The 21,466-nt window shown below is 71.6% G+C and carries 18 protein-coding genes, 1 tRNA gene and 1 pseudogene; 11 read left to right on the top strand and 9 right to left on the bottom strand.

Annotated features, from left to right (window positions below; genetic code table 11):
- Positions 1 to 292: 292 nt before the first annotated feature.
- The 5 genes from IF37_RS46380 (at position 293) to IF37_RS0117355 (ending at position 3,570) form a co-directional block, all read left to right on the top strand.
- Complete coding sequence (locus tag IF37_RS46380) at positions 293 to 415, top strand: hypothetical protein (RefSeq protein WP_268257584.1); 123 nt, start codon at positions 293 to 295, stop codon at positions 413 to 415.
- 78 nt (positions 416 to 493) lie between these two features.
- Entirely contained in the window at positions 494 to 631 is a 138-nt protein-coding gene (locus IF37_RS44940) for a hypothetical protein (RefSeq protein ID WP_173456875.1), read from the top strand.
- 14 nt (positions 632 to 645) lie between these two features.
- On the top strand, positions 646 to 1,833 hold the full coding sequence (locus IF37_RS0117365) for a cupin domain-containing protein (protein ID WP_030743089.1): 1,188 nt from the start codon (positions 646 to 648) through the stop codon (positions 1,831 to 1,833).
- A complete protein-coding gene (locus IF37_RS0117360) occupies positions 1,830 to 2,735 on the top strand; it encodes an aldo/keto reductase (RefSeq protein ID WP_030743087.1) in 906 nt (301 codons plus the stop codon). The genes IF37_RS0117365 and IF37_RS0117360 overlap by 4 nt, the downstream gene beginning before the upstream one ends.
- Complete coding sequence (locus IF37_RS0117355) at positions 2,716 to 3,570, top strand: phosphotransferase (RefSeq protein ID WP_030743085.1); 855 nt, start codon at positions 2,716 to 2,718, stop codon at positions 3,568 to 3,570. Before IF37_RS0117360 ends, IF37_RS0117355 begins: the two co-directional genes overlap by 20 nt.
- 21 nt (positions 3,571 to 3,591) lie before the next feature.
- On the opposite strand, the gene IF37_RS0117350 is transcribed toward IF37_RS0117355, so the two are convergent.
- The 3 genes from IF37_RS0117350 to IF37_RS0117335 form a co-directional block, all read right to left on the bottom strand.
- Positions 3,592 to 4,425 (bottom strand): recombinase family protein, encoded by an 834-nt coding sequence (locus IF37_RS0117350; RefSeq protein WP_037856680.1) that lies wholly within the window; start codon positions 4,423 to 4,425, stop codon positions 3,592 to 3,594.
- A gap of 988 nt (positions 4,426 to 5,413) precedes the next feature.
- Positions 5,414 to 5,501, bottom strand: a tRNA-Leu gene (locus IF37_RS0117340).
- A 293-nt stretch (positions 5,502 to 5,794) separates the two neighbouring features.
- Positions 5,795 to 6,742, bottom strand: coding sequence for a beta-ketoacyl-ACP synthase III (locus tag IF37_RS0117335; protein ID WP_030743079.1), 948 nt, complete (start codon positions 6,740 to 6,742; stop codon positions 5,795 to 5,797).
- Positions 6,743 to 7,102: 360 nt separating this feature from the next.
- Here IF37_RS0117335 and fdhD point away from each other — a divergent pair, with 360 nt between their 5' ends.
- Positions 7,103 to 7,951, top strand: a complete 849-nt coding sequence (gene fdhD, locus IF37_RS0117330; RefSeq protein ID WP_030743078.1) for a formate dehydrogenase accessory sulfurtransferase FdhD — start codon at positions 7,103 to 7,105, stop codon at positions 7,949 to 7,951.
- Positions 7,952 to 7,956: 5 nt separating this feature from the next.
- Here the strand turns inward: fdhD and IF37_RS0117325 are convergent, their stop codons facing one another.
- On the bottom strand, positions 7,957 to 8,478 hold the full coding sequence (locus tag IF37_RS0117325; RefSeq protein WP_030743076.1) for an isochorismatase family protein: 522 nt from the start codon (positions 8,476 to 8,478) through the stop codon (positions 7,957 to 7,959).
- Between the two features lie 386 nt (positions 8,479 to 8,864).
- On the opposite strand from IF37_RS0117325, the gene IF37_RS0117320 reads away from it, so the two are divergent.
- Positions 8,865 to 10,739, top strand: a complete 1,875-nt coding sequence (locus IF37_RS0117320; RefSeq protein WP_030743074.1) for an exo-alpha-sialidase — start codon at positions 8,865 to 8,867, stop codon at positions 10,737 to 10,739.
- On the opposite strand, the gene IF37_RS0117315 is transcribed toward IF37_RS0117320, so the two are convergent.
- Positions 10,689 to 11,789, bottom strand: a complete 1,101-nt coding sequence (locus tag IF37_RS0117315) for a bile acid:sodium symporter family protein (protein WP_052845229.1) — start codon at positions 11,787 to 11,789, stop codon at positions 10,689 to 10,691. The two genes, IF37_RS0117320 and IF37_RS0117315, sit on opposite strands and share 51 nt — an antisense overlap.
- A 140-nt stretch (positions 11,790 to 11,929) precedes the next feature.
- On the opposite strand from IF37_RS0117315, the gene IF37_RS0117310 reads away from it, so the two are divergent.
- The 3 genes from IF37_RS0117310 to IF37_RS0117300 all read left to right on the top strand — a co-directional run bounded on the left by IF37_RS0117310 (position 11,930) and on the right by IF37_RS0117300 (position 15,841).
- On the top strand, positions 11,930 to 12,799 hold the full coding sequence (locus tag IF37_RS0117310) for a LysR substrate-binding domain-containing protein (protein ID WP_030743070.1): 870 nt from the start codon (positions 11,930 to 11,932) through the stop codon (positions 12,797 to 12,799).
- Between the two features lie 284 nt (positions 12,800 to 13,083).
- Entirely contained in the window at positions 13,084 to 14,910 is a 1,827-nt protein-coding gene (locus IF37_RS0117305) for a long-chain fatty acid--CoA ligase (protein WP_030743068.1), read from the top strand.
- 94 nt (positions 14,911 to 15,004) lie between these two features.
- On the top strand, positions 15,005 to 15,841 hold the full coding sequence (locus IF37_RS0117300; protein WP_030743065.1) for an aldo/keto reductase: 837 nt from the start codon (positions 15,005 to 15,007) through the stop codon (positions 15,839 to 15,841).
- A 20-nt stretch (positions 15,842 to 15,861) separates the two neighbouring features.
- On the opposite strand, the gene IF37_RS0117295 is transcribed toward IF37_RS0117300, so the two are convergent.
- Positions 15,862 to 16,473, bottom strand: coding sequence for a hypothetical protein (locus IF37_RS0117295; protein WP_030743064.1), 612 nt, complete (start codon positions 16,471 to 16,473; stop codon positions 15,862 to 15,864).
- Positions 16,474 to 16,677: 204 nt separating this feature from the next.
- On the opposite strand from IF37_RS0117295, the gene IF37_RS0117290 reads away from it, so the two are divergent.
- Complete coding sequence (locus IF37_RS0117290) at positions 16,678 to 17,373, top strand: glycoside hydrolase family 75 protein (RefSeq protein ID WP_030743062.1); 696 nt, start codon at positions 16,678 to 16,680, stop codon at positions 17,371 to 17,373.
- A 94-nt stretch (positions 17,374 to 17,467) separates the two neighbouring features.
- Here IF37_RS0117290 and IF37_RS0117285 read toward each other — a convergent pair whose 3' ends face one another.
- From IF37_RS0117285 to IF37_RS39480, 3 genes and pseudogenes are all read right to left on the bottom strand, one after another.
- On the bottom strand, positions 17,468 to 18,397 hold the full coding sequence (locus IF37_RS0117285) for a trans-aconitate 2-methyltransferase (RefSeq protein WP_030743058.1): 930 nt from the start codon (positions 18,395 to 18,397) through the stop codon (positions 17,468 to 17,470).
- A gap of 146 nt (positions 18,398 to 18,543) precedes the next feature.
- On the bottom strand, positions 18,544 to 20,280 hold the full coding sequence (locus IF37_RS0117280; RefSeq protein WP_030743055.1) for a glycoside hydrolase family 6 protein: 1,737 nt from the start codon (positions 20,278 to 20,280) through the stop codon (positions 18,544 to 18,546).
- 43 nt (positions 20,281 to 20,323) lie between these two features.
- Positions 20,324 to 21,465 (bottom strand): annotated as a pseudogene (locus IF37_RS39480) (cellulose binding domain-containing protein).
- Between the last annotated feature and the right edge of the window lies 1 nt (position 21,466).

Raw genomic sequence — 21,466 nt, 5'->3', positions numbered from 1 at the left:
GTCCATGACGGGAAAGAACTACACAGCCCCCGCTTTCCAGGTCAATGATTTCCCCCATGGCGGCGACCGAGCGAGACGAAACGAGAAACGACGGCGGACGCATGACCCTGCGGGTGTCATACGACGGCGGCCGGACGTACGGCCCGGTTCGTGAGGTGCAGGTGGACCCGCGCAACGCAGTGATCTTGGGTTCACCGACCAAGTACCCGCCCTGCGGGTGCCCTCGGTGCACGGGCCGCAGCTCGCCGTCTGTGAGTGATCTCCGCCCTGTCGCGGCGGAGCAGAAGACGGCGTGAGTCGCGGCCTGGGCCGCTGGGTGCTGCGCCACTTCGGCCGGTACGCGGGGTCGCTGTACCTGGCCATGATCCTCGGCGGCTGTGCCGTGGTTCTCGCCGGAGCCCTGGCGATCCGGTAACCGCCGGGCTCGCCGTTGTCCCCCTTTGCTTCCCGCCTGATCCCGGGCGGGAGTCCCCGAGAAGAGAGAGGTAGTCCGATGGTGGAAGAGAACACCGGTTCCGTGGCCCCCGAGGGGGGTGGCCTGCTCATCGCGAAGCGGAAGATCGTGGCCGCGCGCACTCGTGCCGAGCAGGAGTCGGACGTCAGCGGTGGCCGTTCCGACGGCAACGACTGACGGGAGCGCCCACGTTGCTTGATGCAGCCTCGTGGGCGGGGCGTCTGGGCGGGGACAAGTTCCTCGCCCAGACGTACCACCGCTCCTACGCACACATCCCCGGAGCCGCCGACACGGCGGGCCTGTTCTCCTGGGACGACCTGAATCGGATCATCGCCACACAGCGGCTGGAGCCGCCCCGGCTGCGCCTCTCGGTCGACGGCGAGATGGTCCCGATCCACCGCTACGCCATCCCCACCACGAACCGCCGAGCGGTCACCTGGTCCCGCATCCAACCGTCCGACTTCCACGCCCAGCTCAGAGACGGGGCGTCGCTAGTCCTCGACGCGGTGGAGAAGATCCACCCCGCTGTGGGGGCGGCTGCGGAGGGGCTGGCTCGCTTCCTCGGGACTTCCGTGCAGGCCAACGTGTACGCCTCGTGGACCGAGCGGGAGGGCTTCGGCCGGCACTGGGACGACCACGACGTGGTGGTGGTCCAACTGCATGGCTCGAAGCGGTGGCGCCTGTGGGGGATGACCCGCGAGGCGCCCACCTTCCGGGACGTGGAGTCGCCGGAGGAGCCGGAAGGCGACCCCGTGGCGGACCTCGTTCTGTCCCCGGGTGACGTGCTCTACCTGCCGCGCGGCTGGTGGCACGCGGTCACCGCTGACCAGGGGACGGAATCCCTTCACCTCACCTTCGGCACGGTCACGCACACGGGCGCTGACCTGATGTTCTGGGGCGTGGATCAGCTCCGGGCGTCCCTCGCGCTCCGCAGGGACATCCCGCGCTTCGGCTCGCTGACGGAACAGGCGGACTTCACCGACGCGCTGCGCCGTGAGGTGGCCGACATGATGGCGGACCCGCGCCTCGTGGAGCGGTGGGCGGAGTCGATCGACACGACCGACCTGGGCCACGCGATTCCGTCCCTGCCCTACGTGGACGGGCTCCCTGCACGGGGCGAGATCACGGTCAAGCTCACCGCTCCGAGGGGCCGCCTGACGGCGAACCGCGAACAGGGCACGGTCACCTTCTCGGCGGCCGGTACCGCGTGGGACTTCGCCGAGTCCGCTGCTCCCGCACTGGGCACGCTGCTGACCAACCAGCCGACCACGCTCGGCGAGATGGCCGACTCCGCCGGACTGGAGGTCAAGGACGTAGCCGAAGTGGTCTCCGTCCTCATCGACGGCCACGCCGTCGCAGTCGTGGGGACGGCGCTGTGACCGCCGCGCTCTCCCTGGGGACATACCGCGTGCGTGCCGTCAGTCAGGCAGCACGCACCGCCCTGGCCGCCGGTAGCCCCTGGGTGGACACGGCACCCAACTACGCCCACGGTCGGGCGCACGAGGAGCTGCGCCCGCTTCTCCGGGAGTACCCGACCGTTCGGGTAGCCACGAAGACGGGGTTCTTCACGGAGGAACAGGGCCGCAATGCCATGGCTGACGGCGTGCTCACCAGGGAAGAGGCGGCCGGTAGGCACAGCCTTGAGCGGGGCTTTGTCCGCTGGCAGACGGAGCGCTCGTTGGCCGCGCTCGGGCGCGTGGACCTGGTGTTCGTGCACAACCCGGAGCACGACGGCCAGGGCCTTGACCGTACGGCTCTGCACGGGCGGGTGCGGGAAGCCTTTACGGCGCTGGAGGAGTTCGCCCGCACGGGCAGGATCGGCGGGTACGGCGTCGCCACTTGGTCGGGTCTGACCTCCGGGGCGTTCAGCGTGCCCGAGTTGCTCGCGCTCGCGCGGCAGGCGGCAGGTTCCGCCGAGCACCACTTCACGGGCTTGCAGATGCCCGTCAGCCTGATCATGGATGCCCCGATCACACAGGCCCTGAACGGCGGCGGACCACTGGTGCAGGCGAAGGACGCGGGGCTGATCACGTTCGGCTCCGCGCCCCTGCACAGGGGCGCCCTCCTCGATGCCATGACGCCCGAACTGGTGAACCTCATCCGCCCTGGCTTGTCGGCCGCAGCCGCTGCCCTGCTGGCCGCTGGCTCGTGCCCTGGCCTCGATGTCGTCCTGACTTCCGCGAGGACCCGTGAACACTGGGACGATACGGCGAAGGCTCTGGCTGCGCCTCTGACGGCCCAGGAACTCAGGAGGGTGACGGATGAACTCGCCAGTGAATGAGGAGGTGCAGGCCCTGATGGAGGCCGCCCACGGCCGGACGGCCAAGGCACTGGGTCTCACCTGTACGGGGCCGCTGGCGTGGGGCTTCCTTGGTGTCACCCTCGGACGCCGAGCGGGGGACCGGTGGCTGCGGGTGAGTCGGACGGCGAGGAGGAACGCGGGCAGGAAGCGGGGGGAGGGCATCGTCGGCGCCTCTGAGGTGGTGCCTGACGGCGTCCCTCGTCCCCGACTGTACGAGGTGCACGACTGGACTGACGGGGAGTGGGCTTTCGAGGCGGAAGTCCTCGACTACGTGACGCAGCCGATCGTGTCTCCCGACCGGGCCGACATCGACCGTGACCCGGGGTTGCCTGACGAGTGGTGGGCGGACCTTCGCCAAGCCCTTGCCCTGCTCGCTGAAGTGGAGGGTGTGAAGACGACCGTCCGGGATGGGTGGATCGAACGGGCCTTCCCCCAGTTCCTTGGCATCCCGGCCCCCGCCAAGGTGGAGCGGGTGACCGGTCACGGTGACCTGCACTGGGGCAACCTCACCGTTGCGCCCCTGTGCCTGTTGGACTGGGAGCGGTGGGGCTTGGTGCCCTTCGGCTATGACGCGGGGCTCCTCCACGCCAACAGCCTGCTCGTTCCCGACGTAGCCGCTCGCATCCGCAGGGAGTTCGCGCCGACCCTCGACACCCCGGCCGGCCGAATCGGGGAACTCGCAGCGCTGGCGGAGATGCTGCAAGCCGTAGCCCGTGGCTGGTATCCCGACCTTGCACCCCGGCTCGTTGCCCGTGTGGAGGCGCTCACCGGTGTTCGCCCACCCGTTCCGGTGCGCTCCGAGGTGAGCGCCTGACTGCGCCCCTGTACGCCCGTCTCAGGCGCTCTCACCGATGTGCCGGTACAAAGTCGCACGGGAGATCCCCAGCGCCTTGGCGATGGCGGTGACGCTCTCTCCCTTGGCGTGCCGGGCACGGGCTACGGCTAGCTTGTCGTCGTCCACGACGGAGGGGCGTCCACCGTGGTTGCCCTTGCGGGCCGCAGTGTCCAGCCCCTCCAACGTCTTCTCCCGGATGCCTTCCCGCTCTACCTCGGCGGCCACGGCCAGGACGGCGAACACGATGGCACCTGCCCCGTTCGGGTCGTACACACCCTGCAAGGGGCCGGAGAGGAGTTCCAGTTGGATGCCGTCCGCTTGCAGGGTGGAGGACAACGTCATGAGTTCTGCCGCGTTGCGGGCAAGGCGCTTCATCTCGCACACGGTGAGGATGACGGGAGTATCGGGTGCGGCTGTCTTGATCTCCCGGGCCAGGGCCAACGCCTTCTCCAGTTTCGGCCGCTCCTTCACGCGGGTGCTGATCTTCTCGGAGAAGATCCGGGTGCAGTTGGCTCGGGCGAGCATGTCCAACTGCGACTGGAGTTCCTGCCCAACCGTGCTGCACCTTGCGTAAGCGATTCGTCTTGCTGCGCCTGGTGTCGCCTCGGGTGCCTGCACGACGGGTGCGCCTTGCGTCCATGCCTTGCCGGGGTTGCGGTCGGCCGGAGTCTTCACGGCGAGTTCCGACTTGAGAGACGGCACGAGGGCGAAGCGACCCTTGTGGTAGTTCGCTGCCACCTTGCCCGCTCCCGTCCGGCAAGGGCTACCGGCAGGGGCTTCGCACTTCGGGCAGGGGTGACGCTCGACCTGATCGGCCGGGGTGTTCGTGGTCATGACCAGACCGTCTCATAAACGCGTCTCGAAAGCGAGTCGTGAGACGATCTTTTGAGACGGGTTTCGAGACGCTGGAGTGAGGGCGAAACGGACACGCTGCGAAGCCCTGCGGATCGTCTCACTATCGAAGGTTATTGAGACACCCTGGCGTGATCACTCTCCGCGTTGCCCGTGGTCCTGGTGCTCGTGCTTGTGGTCCTGGTGCTCATGCTCGCGACCCCGGACAGTGGGGCGCTGCCGCGCCCCGGCTCGCGCTTGCTCTCTGCCCTGACTGCCTGCCCTGTCGTGAGGCTGTGCGCCTGCCTGAGCGCCCGCCGCTTCGCTCTCGTCACCTCGGGAGTCGTGCGGCCTGTCGGCCGCTCACAGAAGCGCACGGCCGTTCGCCTGCCATACGGCACGGGCAAGCCTGCCAACGGCGGAGGGAAGGGCAGGGCTCACACCTGCCAGGGCGACGGCGAGACGGACAGCCGAGACGTACGAGGCGACGGCGAAGGGGGTGGGGTATGACCCCTAGAGCGGAAAGTCGAGGACCGGCATGTCTTAGCAGCTCTGATTCCGCCACGGTTTCAGGGCCGTTCAGGAATCCGCGGGACTGGTGCAACGGCGGATAAGTAGCAGGTGGGAGCGCTGCGCCTAGCTCGGCCGGCGCCTGGAGCCTGCACGAGAATGAAGCCTTACGAGGCTTGACGAAAGCCGCCTTGCCCTGTGGCCGCGTAAGCGGCCCATGCGCCTTGGCGCAGGTCGAAGGGGCTTCGCATTGTGGGGGCGCGGCAGCGCCCCACCTGGCCAGCTTCCTGAGCTTACTCCTGTCGGCCCCCTTCGGGGCCGCTCTGTCGAAGCGGGCTTCCTGATGTGCGGCCGGAGGCCGCCACTCCTATCTACCTCTTCGCCGTCGCACTTGCCGTGGGGGGCGCTGCCGCGCCCTGCTTCCCTTCGCCGCTGCACGTAAGTACGTAAGTCGCCTCACGCTGTCGGCTCTGCTGGTTGCTGGTGTCCGAGGGGGGACTTGAACCCCCACGCCCGATAAAGGGCACTAGCACCTCAAGCTAGCGCGTCTGCCATTCCGCCACCCGGACCAGGTGTCTGCCGCCTTGCGGGGCGCGTTCCCCGCGGCGACATGGACAACAATACCAAGGTTTCGGAGTGCGTTTCACCTGCGTATCCGTCGCCGGACGACGGTCCGGGACGCTCCGGCGGGCCGGCCCGTCCGCCCCCTCACGGTCCGCGAGACCCCTCGCACGGTGCGTGAGGTGTCGCGGTGGGATCCGTCCCTTCCCAGGCGCCGGCCGCGGTGATCCGGGGACCGGCGGGCCGCCGGGCTCCTACCGGCCGGATTTCGACGGCCCCGGCAGGGCGGCGGCACGACGTCTCACGGGCAGCGCACGACCTGCCCGGCGTACGACAGGTTGCCGCCGAAGCCGAACAGCAGCACCGGGTCACCGGAGCGCAGCGCACCCTGTTCGAGCAGCTTGGAGAAGGCGAGCGGGATGCTGGCGGCCGAGGTGTTGCCGGACTCCGTGACGTCGCGGGCGATCACCGCGTTGACCGCGCCCAGCTTCTCCGCCAGCGGCTCGATGATCCGCAGATTGGCCTGGTGCAGCACCACCCCGGCGAGGTCCTCGGGGGTCAGGCCCGCCTTCTCGCAGGCCCGGCGGGCGATGGCCGGGAGCTGGGTGGTGGCCCAGCGGTAGACGCTCTGTCCCTCCTGGGCGAACCGGGGCGGCGTGCCCTCGATGCGCACCGCGTGTCCCATCTCCGGCACCGACCCCCACAGCACCGGCGCGATACCGGGCTCCTCCCCCGGCGGGCAGGCCGTCACGACGGCCGCCCCGGCCCCGTCGCCGACCAGGACGCACGTGGTGCGGTCGGTCCAGTCCGTCACCTCGGACATCTTGTCGGCGCCGATGACCAGGGCGCGGGTGGCGGCTCCGGCCCGGACGGTGTGGTCGGCGGTGGCGAGCGCGTGGGTGAACCCGGCGCAGACCACGTTGACGTCCATCGCGGCGGGTCCCGGGATGCCGAGCCGGGCCGCGACCCGGGCGGCGGTGTTCGGGGAGCGGTCGATGGCGGTGGAGGTCGCGACGAGGACGAGGTCGATGTCCCCGGGGCTCAGACCGGCCGCGGCGAGGGCCTTGGCGGCGGCGTGCGCGGCCAGCTCGTCGACGGGCTCGTCGGGGCCGGCGATGCGCCGGGTCCGGATGCCCACCCGGCTGCGGATCCACTCGTCGCTGGTGTCGACCATGCCGGCCAGGTCCTCGTTGGTGAGCACCCGGGCGGGCTGGTAGTGGCCGATGGCGACGACGCGCGAGCCGTTCATGCGGGGATCCCCCTCGTTGCCGTGGGTAGCGGGATCCACAGTCTGGTCAGTGACTCGCGGGTACGACGGCAGGTGAGGCCACAGGAATCGGGCGCCGGGATTGTCGGCTCCGGTCAGACCGCCGGACGTACCGGGGCCCCCGCCTCACCATCCGTTCCCCTCGCCGACCAGCCGGTCCCCTCGCCGTTCGGCTTTCTCACCACCCGGCCTCCCCTCCGGGCGCCGGCGGGAACCGCGCCCCGCCCACGGCATCGCATCCCCGCCCGGGCAGGCGTGCACCGCCCGCGTTCCATGTGCAGGACAATGAGATCCTGAAGGTCATCTCTCCGCAGCACGTACAGAACCGGGACTGATCAGAACATGGGACGAGTCACGGAACGACGCAAGGTCCTGCGCATCCGGGACGGGGCGGTCTCCGCCCGGCCGGACACGCTGGTCGCCGAGGAACCCCTGGAGATCCGGCTGAACGGCAAGCCGCTCGCGATCACCATGCGGACGCCGGGCGACGACTTCGCGCTGGCGGCCGGCTTCCTGGTGAGCGAGGGCGTGCTGGCCACGGCGTCCGACCTGCGGAACATCGTCTACTGCGCGGGGGCCACGGCGGACGGCTCCAACACCTACAACGTGGTCGACGTGCAGACCGCGCCCGGTGTCGCCCTGCCGGACTTCACCCTGGAACGCAACGTCTACACCTCCTCCTCGTGCGGCCTGTGCGGCAAGGCGAGTCTGGACGCCGTCCGGACGACCACGCGCTGGCCGATCGCCGACACTCCCCCGCTGCGGGTCACCCCCGAGCTGCTGGCCGGCCTCCCCGACCGGCTGCGCTCGGCCCAGCGGGTGTTCGACCGGACCGGTGGGCTGCACGCGGCGGCCCTGTTCGACGAGGAGGGCGAGCTGCTGGACAGCCGGGAGGACGTGGGCCGGCACAACGCGGTCGACAAGCTGGTCGGACGGGCGCTCCAGAGCGACGCGCTGCCGCTGTCCCGGACGATCCTGATGGTCTCCGGCCGGGCCTCCTTCGAACTGGCGCAGAAGGCGGTCATGGCGGGCATACCGATGCTCGCGGCCGTGTCGGCGCCGTCGTCGCTGGCGGTGGACCTGGCCGCGGAGACCGGCCTGACCCTGGTGGGCTTCCTGCGCGGCAGCTCGATGAACGTGTACGCGGGCGAGGACCGGATCGCCCTGCCGGAGACGGCCACCCGGAGCTGACGGGTTCAGCCGAGGGCCAGGTCCGTCGACCGCGTCACCGTGCCCAGCCTGGGGAAGTCCAGCCGTACGGACGCCTCGTGTTCGGCGGCGGTGAGCGCGGCCAGCGCGTCCTCGACGAAGACGAGGTCGTAGCCGAGGTCGGCGGCGGCGCGGGCGGTGGACTCGACGCCGAGGTTGGTGGCGATGCCGCCGAACACCAGCGTGGTGACGCCGCGTGCGCGCAGCCGCTCGTCCAGACCGGTGCCCTGGAAGGCGCCGACGGTCCGCTTGACCACCTCCAGGTCGCCGTCCCGGAGCAGTCCGGGCACCAGTCCGCTGCCGGGCGGCTGTTCGGTGACGGCGGGGCGCTCGACCCGCACGAGCACGACGAGGGCGCCGGCGCGACGGAAGGCGGTCGCCAACTCCTCGGCGACCGTCAGCACTTCGGCGCCCCCGCGGGGTTCGAGGGGCAGCGCGACGACGCGTTCCATCAGGTCGACGAGGACGAGGGCGGTGCGCCGGGGATCGAGCGTGGGGCGTGCGGTCATGACGGAACGTTAGCTCCCGTCAGCCGTCCGTGCCGGAAATCCGGATCAACAAGCCCGTGAACTGATCACGTTCGACGGCCGACGGCGGGGCGGGCAACCGGCCGACGGCGAGGGGGGCAACCGGCCGACGGCGCGTCGGACAACCGGCCGACGGCGCGTCGGGCAACCGGTCATCGGGTCTCTCGGGCGATCCTCCACGGCGCAGGAAAGGACGGGCGCCGTCGCCGGCGCGGGAGACGGCCCGCCGGTCCCGGGAAGGTCTGCCGGGCCCGTGGGTGCACGCTCCTTGTGGGCCGCGCACCCCCCAACTACCGTCGAGGGGACGCACGTTGGACGTGGGATGTCCGGATGTCCAGATGTCCGGCCGACGAAGGGCAGGTCGCACCGTGCTGTCAGGTCTTCGTACCCGTCTCAGATCCCTGTCCGCCGCCACCGCCGTCCTCGCGGCCGGTCTGCTCGTGCCGTTGGCCCCCGCCCCGCCCGCGCACGCCGCACCGGGCGGCGACTCACCCCGGTTCTCGCAACAGGTGCTGTTCAAAGCGGCTCAGGACCCCGGGTACGCGTGCTTCCGGATCCCGGCGATCGTGCGGACGGCCGGCGGCACGCTGCTGGCGTTCGCCGAGGGGCGGGTCCTCAACTGCGGGGACGCCGCCGACATCGACATCGTGGTCAAGCGCTCCACCGACGGCGGGCGCACCTGGGGAGCGCTCCAGGTGGTCGACGAGGGCGCCGGCGACACCCACGGCAACCCGGCGCCCGTCGTGGACCGGACCACGGGCCGGATCTGGCTGGCGGAGACCTACAACACGGGCCGTACCGACAGCGCCGGCTGCGCGGTGCCCTGCGACCGCACCCCCCACCTCCAGTACAGCGACGACGACGGCCGCACCTGGTCCCGGCCGCGCGACCTGAGTCCCGAGATCCTGCCCGCCGGCTGGAACTCCTGGTACGCCACCGGGCCGGTGCACGGCGTCCAGCTCGCCCGTGGCCGGTACGCGGGGCGCCTGGTCTTCGGGGTGAACGCCGAGAGCTGGGACGGCAGGGTCACCGCCAACCACGCGGCGCTGGTCGTCAGCGACGACCACGGCGGCCACTGGCGGATCGGCGCCACCGACACCTGGCCCGTCGCCGCCGACGGCACCTTCCGCCAGAAGCCCTCCGAACTCACCCTCGCCGAGCGCGGCGACGGGTCGGTCCTGGTCAGCGGGCGGGAGCAGGACGGCACCGACCTCGGGCACCGCACCCAGGCCGTCAGCCGCGACGGCGGCACCAGCTTCACCGCGCCCTTCCGCGACCTGCCGTACCTGTACGCCCCGCAGGTGCAGGGATCGATGCTGCGGGTCGGCGACCGCCTCCTGCTGGCCTGCCCCGGCGACCCCGACCGGCGCCGCACGATGATGATCCGCTCCTCCTACGACGGCGGGCGGACCTGGGACGGCGCGGACCGCGGCACGGTCGTCACCACCGACTGGTCCGGCTACTCCGACCTGGTGCGCGTCGACCCCGGCACGATCGGGCTGATGTACGAGGGCGGTGCGGTCGACGCCCGCGACGAGATCCGCTTCGCCCGCTTCACGGAGGACTGGCTCGCGCCGCGCCGCGGCCCCGACCCGGTCACCCCCGATCTCGCCCGGCACGCCCGCCCGGCGGCGGTGCTCGGCGACCCGCGGGAGACGGACGGCGTGGCCGGGGGCGCGCTGGAGTTCGACGGCACCGGCGACGCCGTCCGCCTGCCGTACCGCGCCGGCCTCCCCCTCGGCACCGAGGACTTCACGGTGTCGCTGTGGTTCCGGTACACGGCGACGGCCGGGGAGCAGCCGTGGCTGTGGATGGGCGGGATCGGCACCAGCCAGCCGCAGGTGTGGCTGCGCGGGGAACCGGCGAACAACCGGGTGCAGGCGCTGATCACGGTGCGGGACGGTGCGAGCGCGCCGCGGACCGCGTCCGTGCGCACGGCGGGCGCGTACAACGACGGGCGGTGGCACCGCGCCGTACTGCGCCGGGGCGCCGGCCGGCTGTCGCTCTCCGTGGACGGTACGGAGTCCTCCGCGCCTGACGTACCGGGCTCGGTCAGCCGTAACTCGCCCTTCGGTGTGCACGTCGGTCAGCGGATGGACGGCCGTGCCTTCCTCACCGGGGCGCTGGACGAGGTCCGCGTGTGGGACCGGGCGCTCAGCGACGAGGAGCTGACGGACCCGGACGTGCTGCGGTCACCGCAGGACACGGTCGTGTGGCTTCCCCTCGACCGGGTGCGCGGCTGACCCGTCGCCGGACGCCTCCGCCGTCCCCCCGGACGCCTCCGCGGTCTCCGCGGACGCGTCCGGGGCCGGGGCCGGGGCCGCCTCCGGATCGCGGGCCCGGCGCTTGGCGATGACCGCGCACACCATCAGCTGCATCTGGTGGAAGAGCATCAGCGGCAGGACGGCCAGGGAGGCGTGCCCGGCGAACAGGACGCTCGCCATCGGCAGTCCGGAGGCGAGGGACTTCTTCGACCCGGCGAACTGGATGGCGATCCGGTCCTCCCGGACGAAGCCGAGCGCCTTGGCGCCGTACCAGGTCAGGGCGAGCATCACGGCCAGCAGGACGGCCTCGACGCCGAGCAGCCCGGCCAGCCGCACGGGGCTGACCTGGTGCCAGATGCCCTGGTTCATGCCTTCGCTGAACGCGGTGTAGACGACCAGCAGGATGGAGCCGCGGTCGACGAGGCCGAGCACCTTCTTGTGCCGGCTGACGAACCCGCCGATCCAGCGGCGCAGCACCTGGCCGGCGACGAACGGCACCAGCAGCTGGAGCACGATCTTGACCAGCGAGTCCGTGGAGAACCCGACCGCGCCGCCGCCGAGCAGCCACGCCGCGAGCAGCGGGGTCAGGACGATGCCGACGAGAGAGGAGAAGGATCCGGCGCAGATCGCCGCGGGCACGTTGCCGCGGGCGATGGAGGTGAACGCGATGGACGACTGGATCGTGGACGGCACCAGCGTCAGGAACAGCAGGCCCTGGTAGAGGGGCTGGGTCAGCAGCTCCGGCACCAGGGCGCGCGCGGCGAGCCCGAAGGCCGGGAAGACGACGAAGGTGCAGATCAGGACGGTGAGGTGGAGCCGCCAGTGCTTCAGTCCGTCCAGCGCCTCCCGGGTGGACAGCCGGGCCCCGTAGAGGAAGAAGAGGAACGCGATCGCGGCCGTGGAGGCGCCGGAGGTCACGTCGGCCGCGGTGCCCCGGGCCGGGAGGAGCGCGGCGAGCCCCACCGTGCCGAGCAGCAGCACGATGTAGGGGTCGATCGGCATCCAGCTCGGCCAGCGCAGGCGTCTCACGGTGCTCCGATCGGTGTGTGTCGTCCGGTCCCGGGCCGCACGGGCCCCCTCCATCGTCCTCCCGGCGCCGCTGATCGGGAAACCCGTACACCGCTCTGACTGTCATCATGTTCCGCGATGGGCCCGGTAGGCTCGGCGGTGTGTACGAGCCGACGCAGCTGCGCACCTTCCTGGCGGTCGCCCAGACGCTGAGCTTCACGCAGGCCGCCCGGCGGCTGGGGCTGCGCCAGTCCACGGTCAGCCAGCACGTGCGCCGGCTGGAGGAGGCGGCCGGGCGGCAGCTGTTCTCCCGGGACACCCATTCGGTGGAGCTGACCGAGGACGGCGAGGCGATGCTCGGGTTCGCGCGCCGGCTCCTGGAGGTGCACGAACAGGCGACGGCGTTCTTCACCGGCACCCGGGTGCGGGGCCGGCTGCGGTTCGGCGCCTCGGAGGACTTCGTGCTGACCCGGCTGCCCGAGATCCTGGAGGGGTTCCGCTACGACCATCCGGAGGTCGACCTGGAGCTGACGGTGGAGCTGTCCGGCACCCTGCACGAGCGGCTGGCCGCCGGGAAGCTCGACCTGGTGCTGGCCAAGCGGCGCCCGGAGGACCCGCGCGGCGAGCTGGTCTGGCGCGACGACCTGGTGTGGATCGGCGCCGAGCGGCTGCGGCTGGACGCGGACCGGCCCGTTCCGCTGATCGTGTACCCGCCGCCCGGCATCACCCGGGCCCGCGCCCTTGAGGTGCTGGAGCGCCAGGGCCGTCCGTGGCGGATCGTGTGCACGAGCGGCAGCCTCAACGGGCTGGTCGCGGCGGCCCGGGCGGGCCTCGGGGTGATGGCCCACTCGCGGCGGCTGATCCCGCCGGGCCTGTTCCGGCTGCCCGAGCGGGCCGGCCTGCCCGAGCTGGGCAGGGTCGACTTCGTGCTGGCGCACGGCCACCGCCGGGGACCGGCCGAGGAGGCCGCGAACGCGCTGGCGGCGGCGGTCCTGGCGGGCGGCGAGCGGCTGCGCCGCAGCGGCGGCTGAGCGCTGACCCCGGCGGGTCCGACGGGTCCCGGGGGGGGCGTGCGGGCCGGTAATCGGTGCGTACAGATTCGGTGGAGATTACGGTACCCAAAAACTTACTGACCCGTCAGTATTGTGTCCGGCCCTTCCCCATGTGCGCGCATTGCCCCGTCGCCGTCCGGGCGAAACGTGAGGTTTGCTCGGTTTCCGCACCCCTCCCGCACGCGGGGCACGTGGGGTAGCTTTCACCGCGCTGTGCGGTGCGTGGACCAACGTCACTGTGGCGCGAGAGACGGGGAGCGAGGTTGCGCGAGTTCACCAACCCTGCGCCGGAGTCGCCGCCGCCGGTGGGCGGCCTGGCGGACGTCGTCTTCGAGTACGCCCTGACCGACCCGCTGCACATCGCGCTCGGCCGCAAGGACGACTCCGGACAGTGGCGGGACGTCACCTCCGCCGAGTTCCGGGACGAGGTGGTCGCCCTCGCCAAGGGCCTGCTCGCCCGTGGCGTCCGTTTCGGCGACCGGGTCGCGATCATGTCCCGCACCCGCTACGAGTGGACCCTGTTCGACTTCGCCCTGTGGGCCATCGGCGCCCAGGTGGTGCCCGTCTACCCCACCTCCTCGGCCGAGCAGTGCTTCTGGATGCTGTACGACGCCGAGGTATCCGCGGCGATCGTGGAGCACGAGGACCACGCGATGACCATCGCCACGGTCATCGGCCGGCTGCCCCGGCTGCGCGAGCTGTGGCAGCTGGACGCCGGCTGCGTGCGGGAACTGTACGACGCCGGGGCGCACCTGGACGACGAGGTGGTGCACCGGCACCGGCAGGCGGTCACCCCGGACTCGGTCGCCACCGTCATCTACACCTCCGGCACCACCGGCCGCCCCAAGGGCTGTGTGATCTCGCACGGCAACTTCATGTTCGAGGCGGACACCGTGCTCCGGCGGTGGGAGCCGGTCTTCCACTCGAAGAAGGGCGACGAGGCGTCCACCCTGCTCTTCCTGCCGCTGGCGCACGTCTTCGGGCGCATGGTGGAGATCGCCGCGATCCGCGGCCGGGTCCGCTTCGGGCACCAGCCGCAGTTGCACGCCGCGGCCCTGCTGCCCGACCTGGCCGCCTTCAGGCCGACGTTCGTGCTCGCCGTGCCCTACATCTTCGAGAAGGTGTTCAACGCCTCCCGCCGCAAGGCCGAGAAGGAGGGCAAGGCCGGGCCGTTCGAGAAGGCCGTCGACGTCGCCGTGCGGTACGCGGAGGCGGTCGAGGCGCGGGCCTGGGGCCTCGGGCCGGGCCCGTCGGCGGGGCTGCGGATGCAGCACCAGCTGTTCGACAAGCTCGTCTACGCGAAAGTCCGCGCCGCGATGGGCGGCCGGATCCGGAACGCGATGTCCGGCGGCTCGGGGATGGACCGCCGGCTGGGCCTGTTCTTCGCGGGCGCCGGTGTGCAGATCTACGAGGGCTACGGTCTGACCGAGTCGACGGCGGCGGCGACCGCCAACCCGCCCGGGCGCACCCGCTACGGCACGGTGGGCCAGGCCATCCCGGGCGTCACCGTGCACATCGCCGACGACGGGGAGATCTGGCTCAACGGCGCCAACGTCTTCCAGGGCTACCTGAACAACCCGAAAGCCACCGACGAGACCCTCCACGACGGCTGGCTCGCCACCGGCGACCTGGGCTCGCTGGACGAGGACGGCTATCTGACCATCACCGGCCGCAAGAAGGAGATCCTGGTCACCTCCGGCGGCAAGAGCGTCTCCCCGGGCGTGCTGGAGGAGCGGGTCCGTGAGCACCCGCTGGTCAACCAGTGCATCGTGGTCGGCAACGACCGCCCCTACATCGCCGCCCTGGTCACCCTGGACCAGGAGGCGGTCGAGCACTGGCTCCAGATGCGCGACAAGCCCCGGCCTGCCCCGGCCCAGCTGGTGCGCGACCCGGAGCTGGAGACCGAGGTGCGGCGGGCGGTGGTCGCCGCCAACACGCTCGTCTCCCAGGCCGAGTCGATCCGCACCTTCCGCATACTGGCCCAGCCGTTCACCGAGGAGCACGGCCTGCTGACCCCGTCGCTGAAGCTGAAGCGGAGGGCGATCGAGAAGGCGTACGCCGACGAGGTCGACGCCCTCTACCGGACCTGACACCCCGTTTCCCCCGCGGAAGGAATGCGCGCGCGCCTCTGATCGTTGACCATGGGAGTACCACCCGTAGGACAACCGAAGGATCAAGAGGCTCGTGAGCAGCAAGGTCCCCCCGATCATCCTCAACAACGGCGTCGAAATGCCCCAGCTGGGGTACGGCGTGTGGCAGGTGCCGGACGACGAGGCCGAGCGGGCCGTCGCCACGGCGCTGGAAGCCGGCTACCGAAGCATCGACACCGCCGCGATCTACGGCAACGAAGAGGGCACCGGCAAGGCCATCGCGGCTTCCGGCCTGCCCCGCGAGGACGTCTTCGTCACCACCAAGCTCTGGAACAGCGAGCAGGGCTACGACTCCACGCTGCGCGCCTTCGACGCGTCGCTGGAGAAGCTGGGGCTCGACTACGTCGACCTGTACCTGATCCACTGGCCGCTGCCGTCCCGGGGCAAGGCCACCGAGACGTACAAGGCCTTTGAGAAGCTCCACTCCGAGGGCCGGGCGCGTGCCATCGGCGTCTCGAACTTCCTGCCCGAGCAGTTGCGGCAGCTGATCGAGGAGACCTCCGTGATCCCGGCGGTCAACCAGATCGAGCTGCACCCGCACCTCCAGCAGCGTGCGACGCGGGAGTACCACGCCGAGCAGGGCATCGCCACCGAGGCATGGTCGCCGCTCGGCCAGGGCAAGGGCCTGCTGGAGGTGCCGGCGATCGTCGCGATCGCGCAGAAGCACGGCCGCACTCCGGCCCAGGTCGTGCTGCGCTGGCACATCCAGCTGGGCAACATCGTGATCCCGAAGTCCGTGACGCCGTCCCGGATCAAGGAGAACATCGAGGTGTTCGACTTCAGCCTGGACGACGAGGACCTCGGGGCGATCAGCGCGCTCAACGAGGACCGGCGCCTGGGTCCCGACCCCGCCGCCTTCGACATGGTCTGATGCCCCCGCCGGTGCCCGGCTCAGTCGAAGCGGACGTCGGCGTGGATCACCTCGAACTCCTCCAGGCCGACCACGTCCACGTGCGCCTTGGCCGACGCCTCGTGGCGCACGGCCGCCATGGCCGCGCGCGAGGCGGCCAGCGCGGCGCGGTCGGCGAACAGCAGACCGGCCACGGCGACCCCCCGTTCCCGGTCGAGCACCAGGGTCGCCCTGGACAGCCCCGGGAGCGATTCCGCCCTCGGCACCACCGTGGCCCGGAAGGCGTCCACGACCAGGTCCGCGTCCCGCGGGTCGAACTCCAGCCTGGTGGCGCGCAGTCCGCCGCCCTGCCGCGGGTGCGCGATCTGGTGGAACACCGCGACCTCGTAGTTGGCGACCGCCACCGTGCCCGCGAACGGTTCCAGGAGCCCGGTGCGCCGCTCGCGCATCACCTCGTCGCTGTTGCGCCGCGCCTCCTCGGTCTCCCACCAGCTCACCGCGAGGAGTTTGCCGAGCTCCCGGTCCACGAACACGCTCGCGCCCCGGTACCCCGGGCGTTCCTCCAGCAGGTCCCGTCCCTCGCTGTTCAGCGACCGGAGCGCCGTGTCCAGCAGGGCCGGATCACCGGTCGCGTACACCGCGCGTACGAACATGAGCCTCGCCTCCGGGGGACCGTGACCGCGGATCGAGCCGGACATCCGTCACACGTCCGGCCCAACCAGTCTCTCCAGCGGGCGAAATCACCGCAATACGCGTCCGTTTCAGCCGTTCGCGACACCAGGGTTGACGAGGGCATGGCGATGCTTCAGCGTGTACGGCACCAGTAAGGAAACTTTCCTAACAGAAGGGGCCCCCACATGCGCCTTCGCACCCTCACCCTGGCCGCGGCCTCCGGCGCCGCCCTGCTCGCCGCCGGGCTGCTGCCCGCGCACGCCTCGGCCACCGTCTCCCCCAGGTCCGCCCAGGAGGGCACGGTCAGCGCCGCCGACCTGCTCGCCAAGGTCACGTCGTGTTCGCAGATATCCAACGGCAAGTACAGGACCGACGAGGAGACGTCGGCCACCGTCCCGGTCTGCGGCAAGAACGGCGCGGTGTTCTGGAAGGCCGACATGGACATCGACTGCGACGGCCAGCGCACCACCAACTGCAACGAGGACCGCGACCCCTGGTACCAGAACGACACCGCCTTCCACCAGTCCGACGGCAAGCCGCTGAAGGCGGAGACCCTGCCGTACGTGGTGGTGCCCAGCTCCAGCAGCATCTGGAACTACTCGGGCGCCGGCATCCAGGGCGGCGGCGTGGTCGCCGTCGTCTACAACAACAAGGTCGAGTACGCCGTCGTCGGCGACACCGGGCCCACGCAGATCATCGGCGAGGCGTCGTACGCCACCGCCAACGCGCTCGGCATCGACCCGGACCCGGAGACCGGCGGCGCCGACTCGGGCGTCACCTACATCCTGTTCAAGAACTCCAAGGTCTCCCCCATCGAGAGCCACAGCGCCGCGGTCACCCTCGGCGACCAGCTGGCCAAGCAGTTCATCGCCGCCAACTGAAGCCCCGGGGCCGGTGAGCGCCCCGCGGTCCGGCACGCGCGGCGCCCACCAGGGCCGAGCGCCCGCCGGCGGGCGCCGTGCGGCGCCCGGGGCGCTACGCAGGCCGGACCGCCGTGTGCACGGTGTACGCGCCGAGCACGAAGACGTCCGGCCGCACGAGCACACCCGCCGGGTCGGACGGGTCGAGCAGCCGGTCCAGGGTGGCGCGGTCGTCGGCGTCCAGCGCCTCGCCGATCCCGTCGCGCACCCGGGACAGGTGCCCGGCGACGTAGGCGCGGGCGCGGTCGTCGGCCGGCGCGGGCAGGTCGAGCAGGAAGCTGCGGGTACCGGTGTGCCGGAGGCCGGCCGCGCTCAGCAGGGCGGGCCAGTCCTCGGTCTCGGCGACCGAGTCCGGCAGACCGGCCCGCATCCGCGCGAACCACTCCTCCTCCAGCGCATCGAGCCGCGCCTGGAGTCCGGGGCGGCCGATGCCGATGTCCCGGGGCAGGAACCGGGCGGGCAGGCCGCCTTCGAGCAGGGCCAGCGTGCCGCCGGGGGCGAGGTGCCCGGCGAACGCGGCCAGCGCGGCCCGCTGGTCACCGAGGTGGTGCAGGCTGCGGCTCGCCCACAGCAGGCCGGCCGGGCCGGACACGGCGTCCAGCGCGCCGGGCAGCTCACCTGCGACGGTGTCGAAGCGGTCGCCCACCCCCTGCCGGGCGGCCCGGGCACGGGCGCGCTCCAGCAGCGGCGCGGTGCTGTCGACGGCGACGACCCGGGCGCCGGGGAACGCCTCGGCGAACAGGCAGGAGACGACTCCCGGCCCGCTGCCCGCGTCCACGATCAGCGCCGGGTCGGTCACCTGCCCCGCGAGCCACGCCATGGCCGCCTCGTAGACGGGGCCGAGCAGCTCCGCCTGCGACTCCAGCAGGGGGCCCATCGCGTGCCAGTCGACGTCCGTGCCGTGGTGGTGGCCGTGGCCGGTGTGGTGCCGGTCGTGCTGGTGCGGGTGCTCGTCGTGCCGGTGCGGCTGGTGGTCGTGCGCCATGGTGGTCGGCCTCTCGTCCGGGTGCCGCCAGGGTGCGACGGCACACCGGCCGGGGGCCACTTCCGTTGCCGGTACGGCAAAACGGGATGCCGTACCGTCCGCCGGGGCCCGGCGCGTGCCGGACGGGCCCCGGCGGGATCGGTGGGTCAGGACAGCGGCGGGTAGGCGTTCTGCATCAGCTGCTGGAACAGGGCGGGGAACCAGTGCCCGGCCAGCGGCGAGTTCGGCAGCGCGCCCGTGGGGTTGTTGCCGTTGCGGGCGTTGCCGCCGTAGGTGGGGTCGCACATCCGGTCGAAGCCCTTGCCCTCGTCGTTGTCGACGGCGGAGCTGGCTCCGTCCGACTCCCCCGGGGGCTTGGCCCACACGTAGGCGTCGATCCCGGCCGCGGGGGCCGCGGTCGGCCGTTCACCGATGCCGGCGCCGCTCTGGTTGCACCAGTTGCCGACGTGGACGCGCCGGTCGACGCGGCCTCCGTTGACGTAGTCGTCGACGGAGGTCAGCGGGCCGGCCTTGGTGGGCCGGGCCGAGCCGCCCCAGCCGTTGCGCGAGGTGTCGATCAGCATGCCCAGGGACGAGTTGAAGCCGGACGCGATGAGCTTGTCCCGCAGGCCCTGGGCGAAGGACTGCTCGTCCACGTACTGGTTCCAGTCCACCCACTTCGACTGACGGATGGTCTGCCCGTTCACGCTGTCGGTGACCTTGAACCAGGGCTCCTTGGTCGGGCTGTAGTTGGCCGTGTTGACGATGAAGCCCGCGACATCGCTCACGCTGGCGCCGTTGGTCGTGGCGACCTTGTAGAACTCCTGGGCGGAGGGGCCGAGGTTGGAGTCCCAGCCGAGCCAGCCGTGGTGCCCGGCGTCGATGTAGTTGTAGACGTTCGGGATGGCGCCCAGCTTGTCCAGGGCGTAGCTGACGCCCTTCTCGTAGTTGCCGTTGGACTTCATGGTGACGCAGGCGTCGGTGGTGGTGTTGGTGCCGCCGGCGTTGGTGACCAGGTTGGGCAGCGAGTCGGGTTCGATGAGGGTGGCGACGCGCAGGCCCGCGTACTTGCTGTCGGACAGGATCGACGCGATCGGGTCGATGTACTGCGACTTGTACTTGTCGATGTCGGTGGGCCCGAATTCGCCGTTGGAGGCGAGGGCGGCGCAGTCGCGGCCGGGGAGGTCGTAGATGACCAGCTGGACGACCAGTTCGCCGGAGCCCTTCTGCTTGAGGGCCTCGTCCAGGTGGGCGCGCAGTCCCCGGGCGCCGTTCACGCCGCTGATGGCGGCGACGCGGTCCAGCCACACGAAGGTGGGCTGGTTCGCGACGCGGCTGCCGCCCGGTTCGGCGGCGGCCAGCGCCGACCAGTCCGGGTTCACGTACACCTTGGCGCCGGAGTAGGGGTTGTCGACGCGGCCGGCGCCGCCGCCGTTGTCGCCCCCGCCGCCACCGCCGTTGTCGCCGCCACCGCCGCCGCTGCCGTCGTCGACGTTGCAGGTGACGCCGTCGAGGGTGAACGTGGCGGGCACGGCGTTGGTGCCGCTGTAGGTGCCCTGGAAGCCGAAGCCGGCCGAACCGCCGGTGGCCAGGGCGCCGTTGTAGCTCTCGTTGGCGACGGTGACCGCGGTGCCGCTCTGGCTGAGCTTGGCGTTCCAGCCGCTGGTGATCTTCTGGTTGCCGGAGTACGACCACTTCAGCGACCAGTTCGACTTGGCGGGGCCGTTGTTGGTGACGGTGACGGCGGCGGTGAAGCCGGTGTCCCACTGGTTCTGCACCTTGTAGTCGACGGTGCAGGGGACGGCTGCGGCCGCCGCGGTGGCCGGCTGTGTGGCGAGCGCCGTCCCCGAGGCCCCGGCGACCAGCGCCAGGGCGGCGAGCAGTGACATTCTGGTACGACTCATGAGTGCGGGTTCCTTCGTTGTTCCGAGGGATCTTCTGGCGTGGTTACGGATGGACGGCGCGGAGGTGATCGCGCACCCCGGCGCCGTACGCGGTGGGTGTGCCGTCGCAGGCGGAGATCAGGGACGGACCCGAGGAGCGGTCTCAGCTGTTCCAGGTCCGACCCGGGCAGGACGGGTCGCGGTCGTCGAAGCACTTCATGACCTGGTCGACGAACCCGCGCGAGCAGGTGTTCTCGCGTCGAACGGGTCGAACACGGTCGCCGGGTCGTCCTCGAAGGCGCTCGCCGCCGACGCCCGGAACGTGGGGCCGTCGCGCATGTCGGGCATCGATTTGCGGCAGGTGGCGCGCACGTCGGAGCAGCCGGCCGAGATCCCGGTGTACCGGCCGTAGGACCAGTGCGGTTCGAGCACCGGGGTCATGCCGTGCGCCTCGGCGCGGCCCACCGGGTCCCGCACCGCGGTGATGCAGGCGGCGCCGCCGTACCGTGGTGCGATGCCGGCGAGTCCCGGCCGGCACTCCTCGTTCAGCGGAATGCCGACCGCGTTCGCCTTCCGGTCGGCGATCGCCTCGACGGCCGCGTCGTCGACCGGGCCGTCCCGGATGCCACGGCCCCGCACGCACATGAACTCACCGCCGGAGCGGTCGACGCCGAGCAGGCGGCGGGCGGCGCCGCCCGCCGCCACCAGCTTGTCGCCCACGACGTGCGGCGCGGGCGCCGTGCCGCCGGACGGCGGCGGGGTCGTCGGCGGCGAAGTGGCCGGCTCCGAGCCGACGTCGCAGGTGGTGCCGTCGAGCTTGAACACGGACGGTACGGTGTCGCCGCCGCCCGGCCAGGAGCCCGGGAACCCGGCGCCGGCGCTCGCACCCGTGCCGAGCGTGCCGTTCCAGGTCTCGTCGGCCGCGGTCACGGTGGTGCCGGACCGGGACCACCGGGCACCCCGGCCCTGGGTGACGTGCCGGCCGCCGGCCGAGCCGAAGGTGCGCTTCCACGTGCTCGGCGCGGCCTGGTCGTTCGTGATCCTCACCGAGCCCTGGAAGCCGGCCGCCCACTGGCCGGTGACGGTGTACTCCACCGTGCGGGCGGGCGTGGCTTCCCGGGCCGAGGCCACCGGGACGACCGCGCTCGTGACGAGCGCGACGGCACCGGTGACGGACAGCAGTACGGAACGCGGGGGGTGTCGCATG

This window comes from Streptomyces sp. NRRL S-31 (assembly GCF_000718775.1).
GTDB lineage: Bacteria > Actinomycetota > Actinomycetes > Streptomycetales > Streptomycetaceae > Streptomyces.
This window is presented reverse-complemented; position numbering and strand designations above follow the sequence as displayed.

Bases quoted from the DNA above. Each gene is read 5' to 3' on its own strand.
- IF37_RS44940 (WP_173456875.1), top strand. From the start codon at position 494: ATGGTGGAAGAGAACACCGGTTCCGTGGCCCCCGAGGGGGGTGGCCTG.
- IF37_RS0117355 (WP_030743085.1), top strand. From the start codon at position 2,716: ATGAACTCGCCAGTGAATGAGGAGGTGCAGGCCCTGATGGAGGCCGCC.
- IF37_RS0117350 (WP_037856680.1), bottom strand. From the start codon at position 4,425: ATGACCACGAACACCCCGGCCGATCAGGTCGAGCGTCACCCCTGCCCG.
- IF37_RS0117335 (WP_030743079.1), bottom strand. From the start codon at position 6,742: ATGAACGGCTCGCGCGTCGTCGCCATCGGCCACTACCAGCCCGCCCGG.
- fdhD (WP_030743078.1), top strand. From the start codon at position 7,103: ATGGGACGAGTCACGGAACGACGCAAGGTCCTGCGCATCCGGGACGGG.
- IF37_RS0117325 (WP_030743076.1), bottom strand. From the start codon at position 8,478: ATGACCGCACGCCCCACGCTCGATCCCCGGCGCACCGCCCTCGTCCTC.
- IF37_RS0117295 (WP_030743064.1), bottom strand. From the start codon at position 16,473: ATGTTCGTACGCGCGGTGTACGCGACCGGTGATCCGGCCCTGCTGGAC.
- IF37_RS0117290 (WP_030743062.1), top strand. From the start codon at position 16,678: ATGCGCCTTCGCACCCTCACCCTGGCCGCGGCCTCCGGCGCCGCCCTG.
- IF37_RS0117285 (WP_030743058.1), bottom strand. From the start codon at position 18,397: ATGGCGCACGACCACCAGCCGCACCGGCACGACGAGCACCCGCACCAG.
- IF37_RS0117280 (WP_030743055.1), bottom strand. From the start codon at position 20,280: ATGAGTCGTACCAGAATGTCACTGCTCGCCGCCCTGGCGCTGGTCGCC.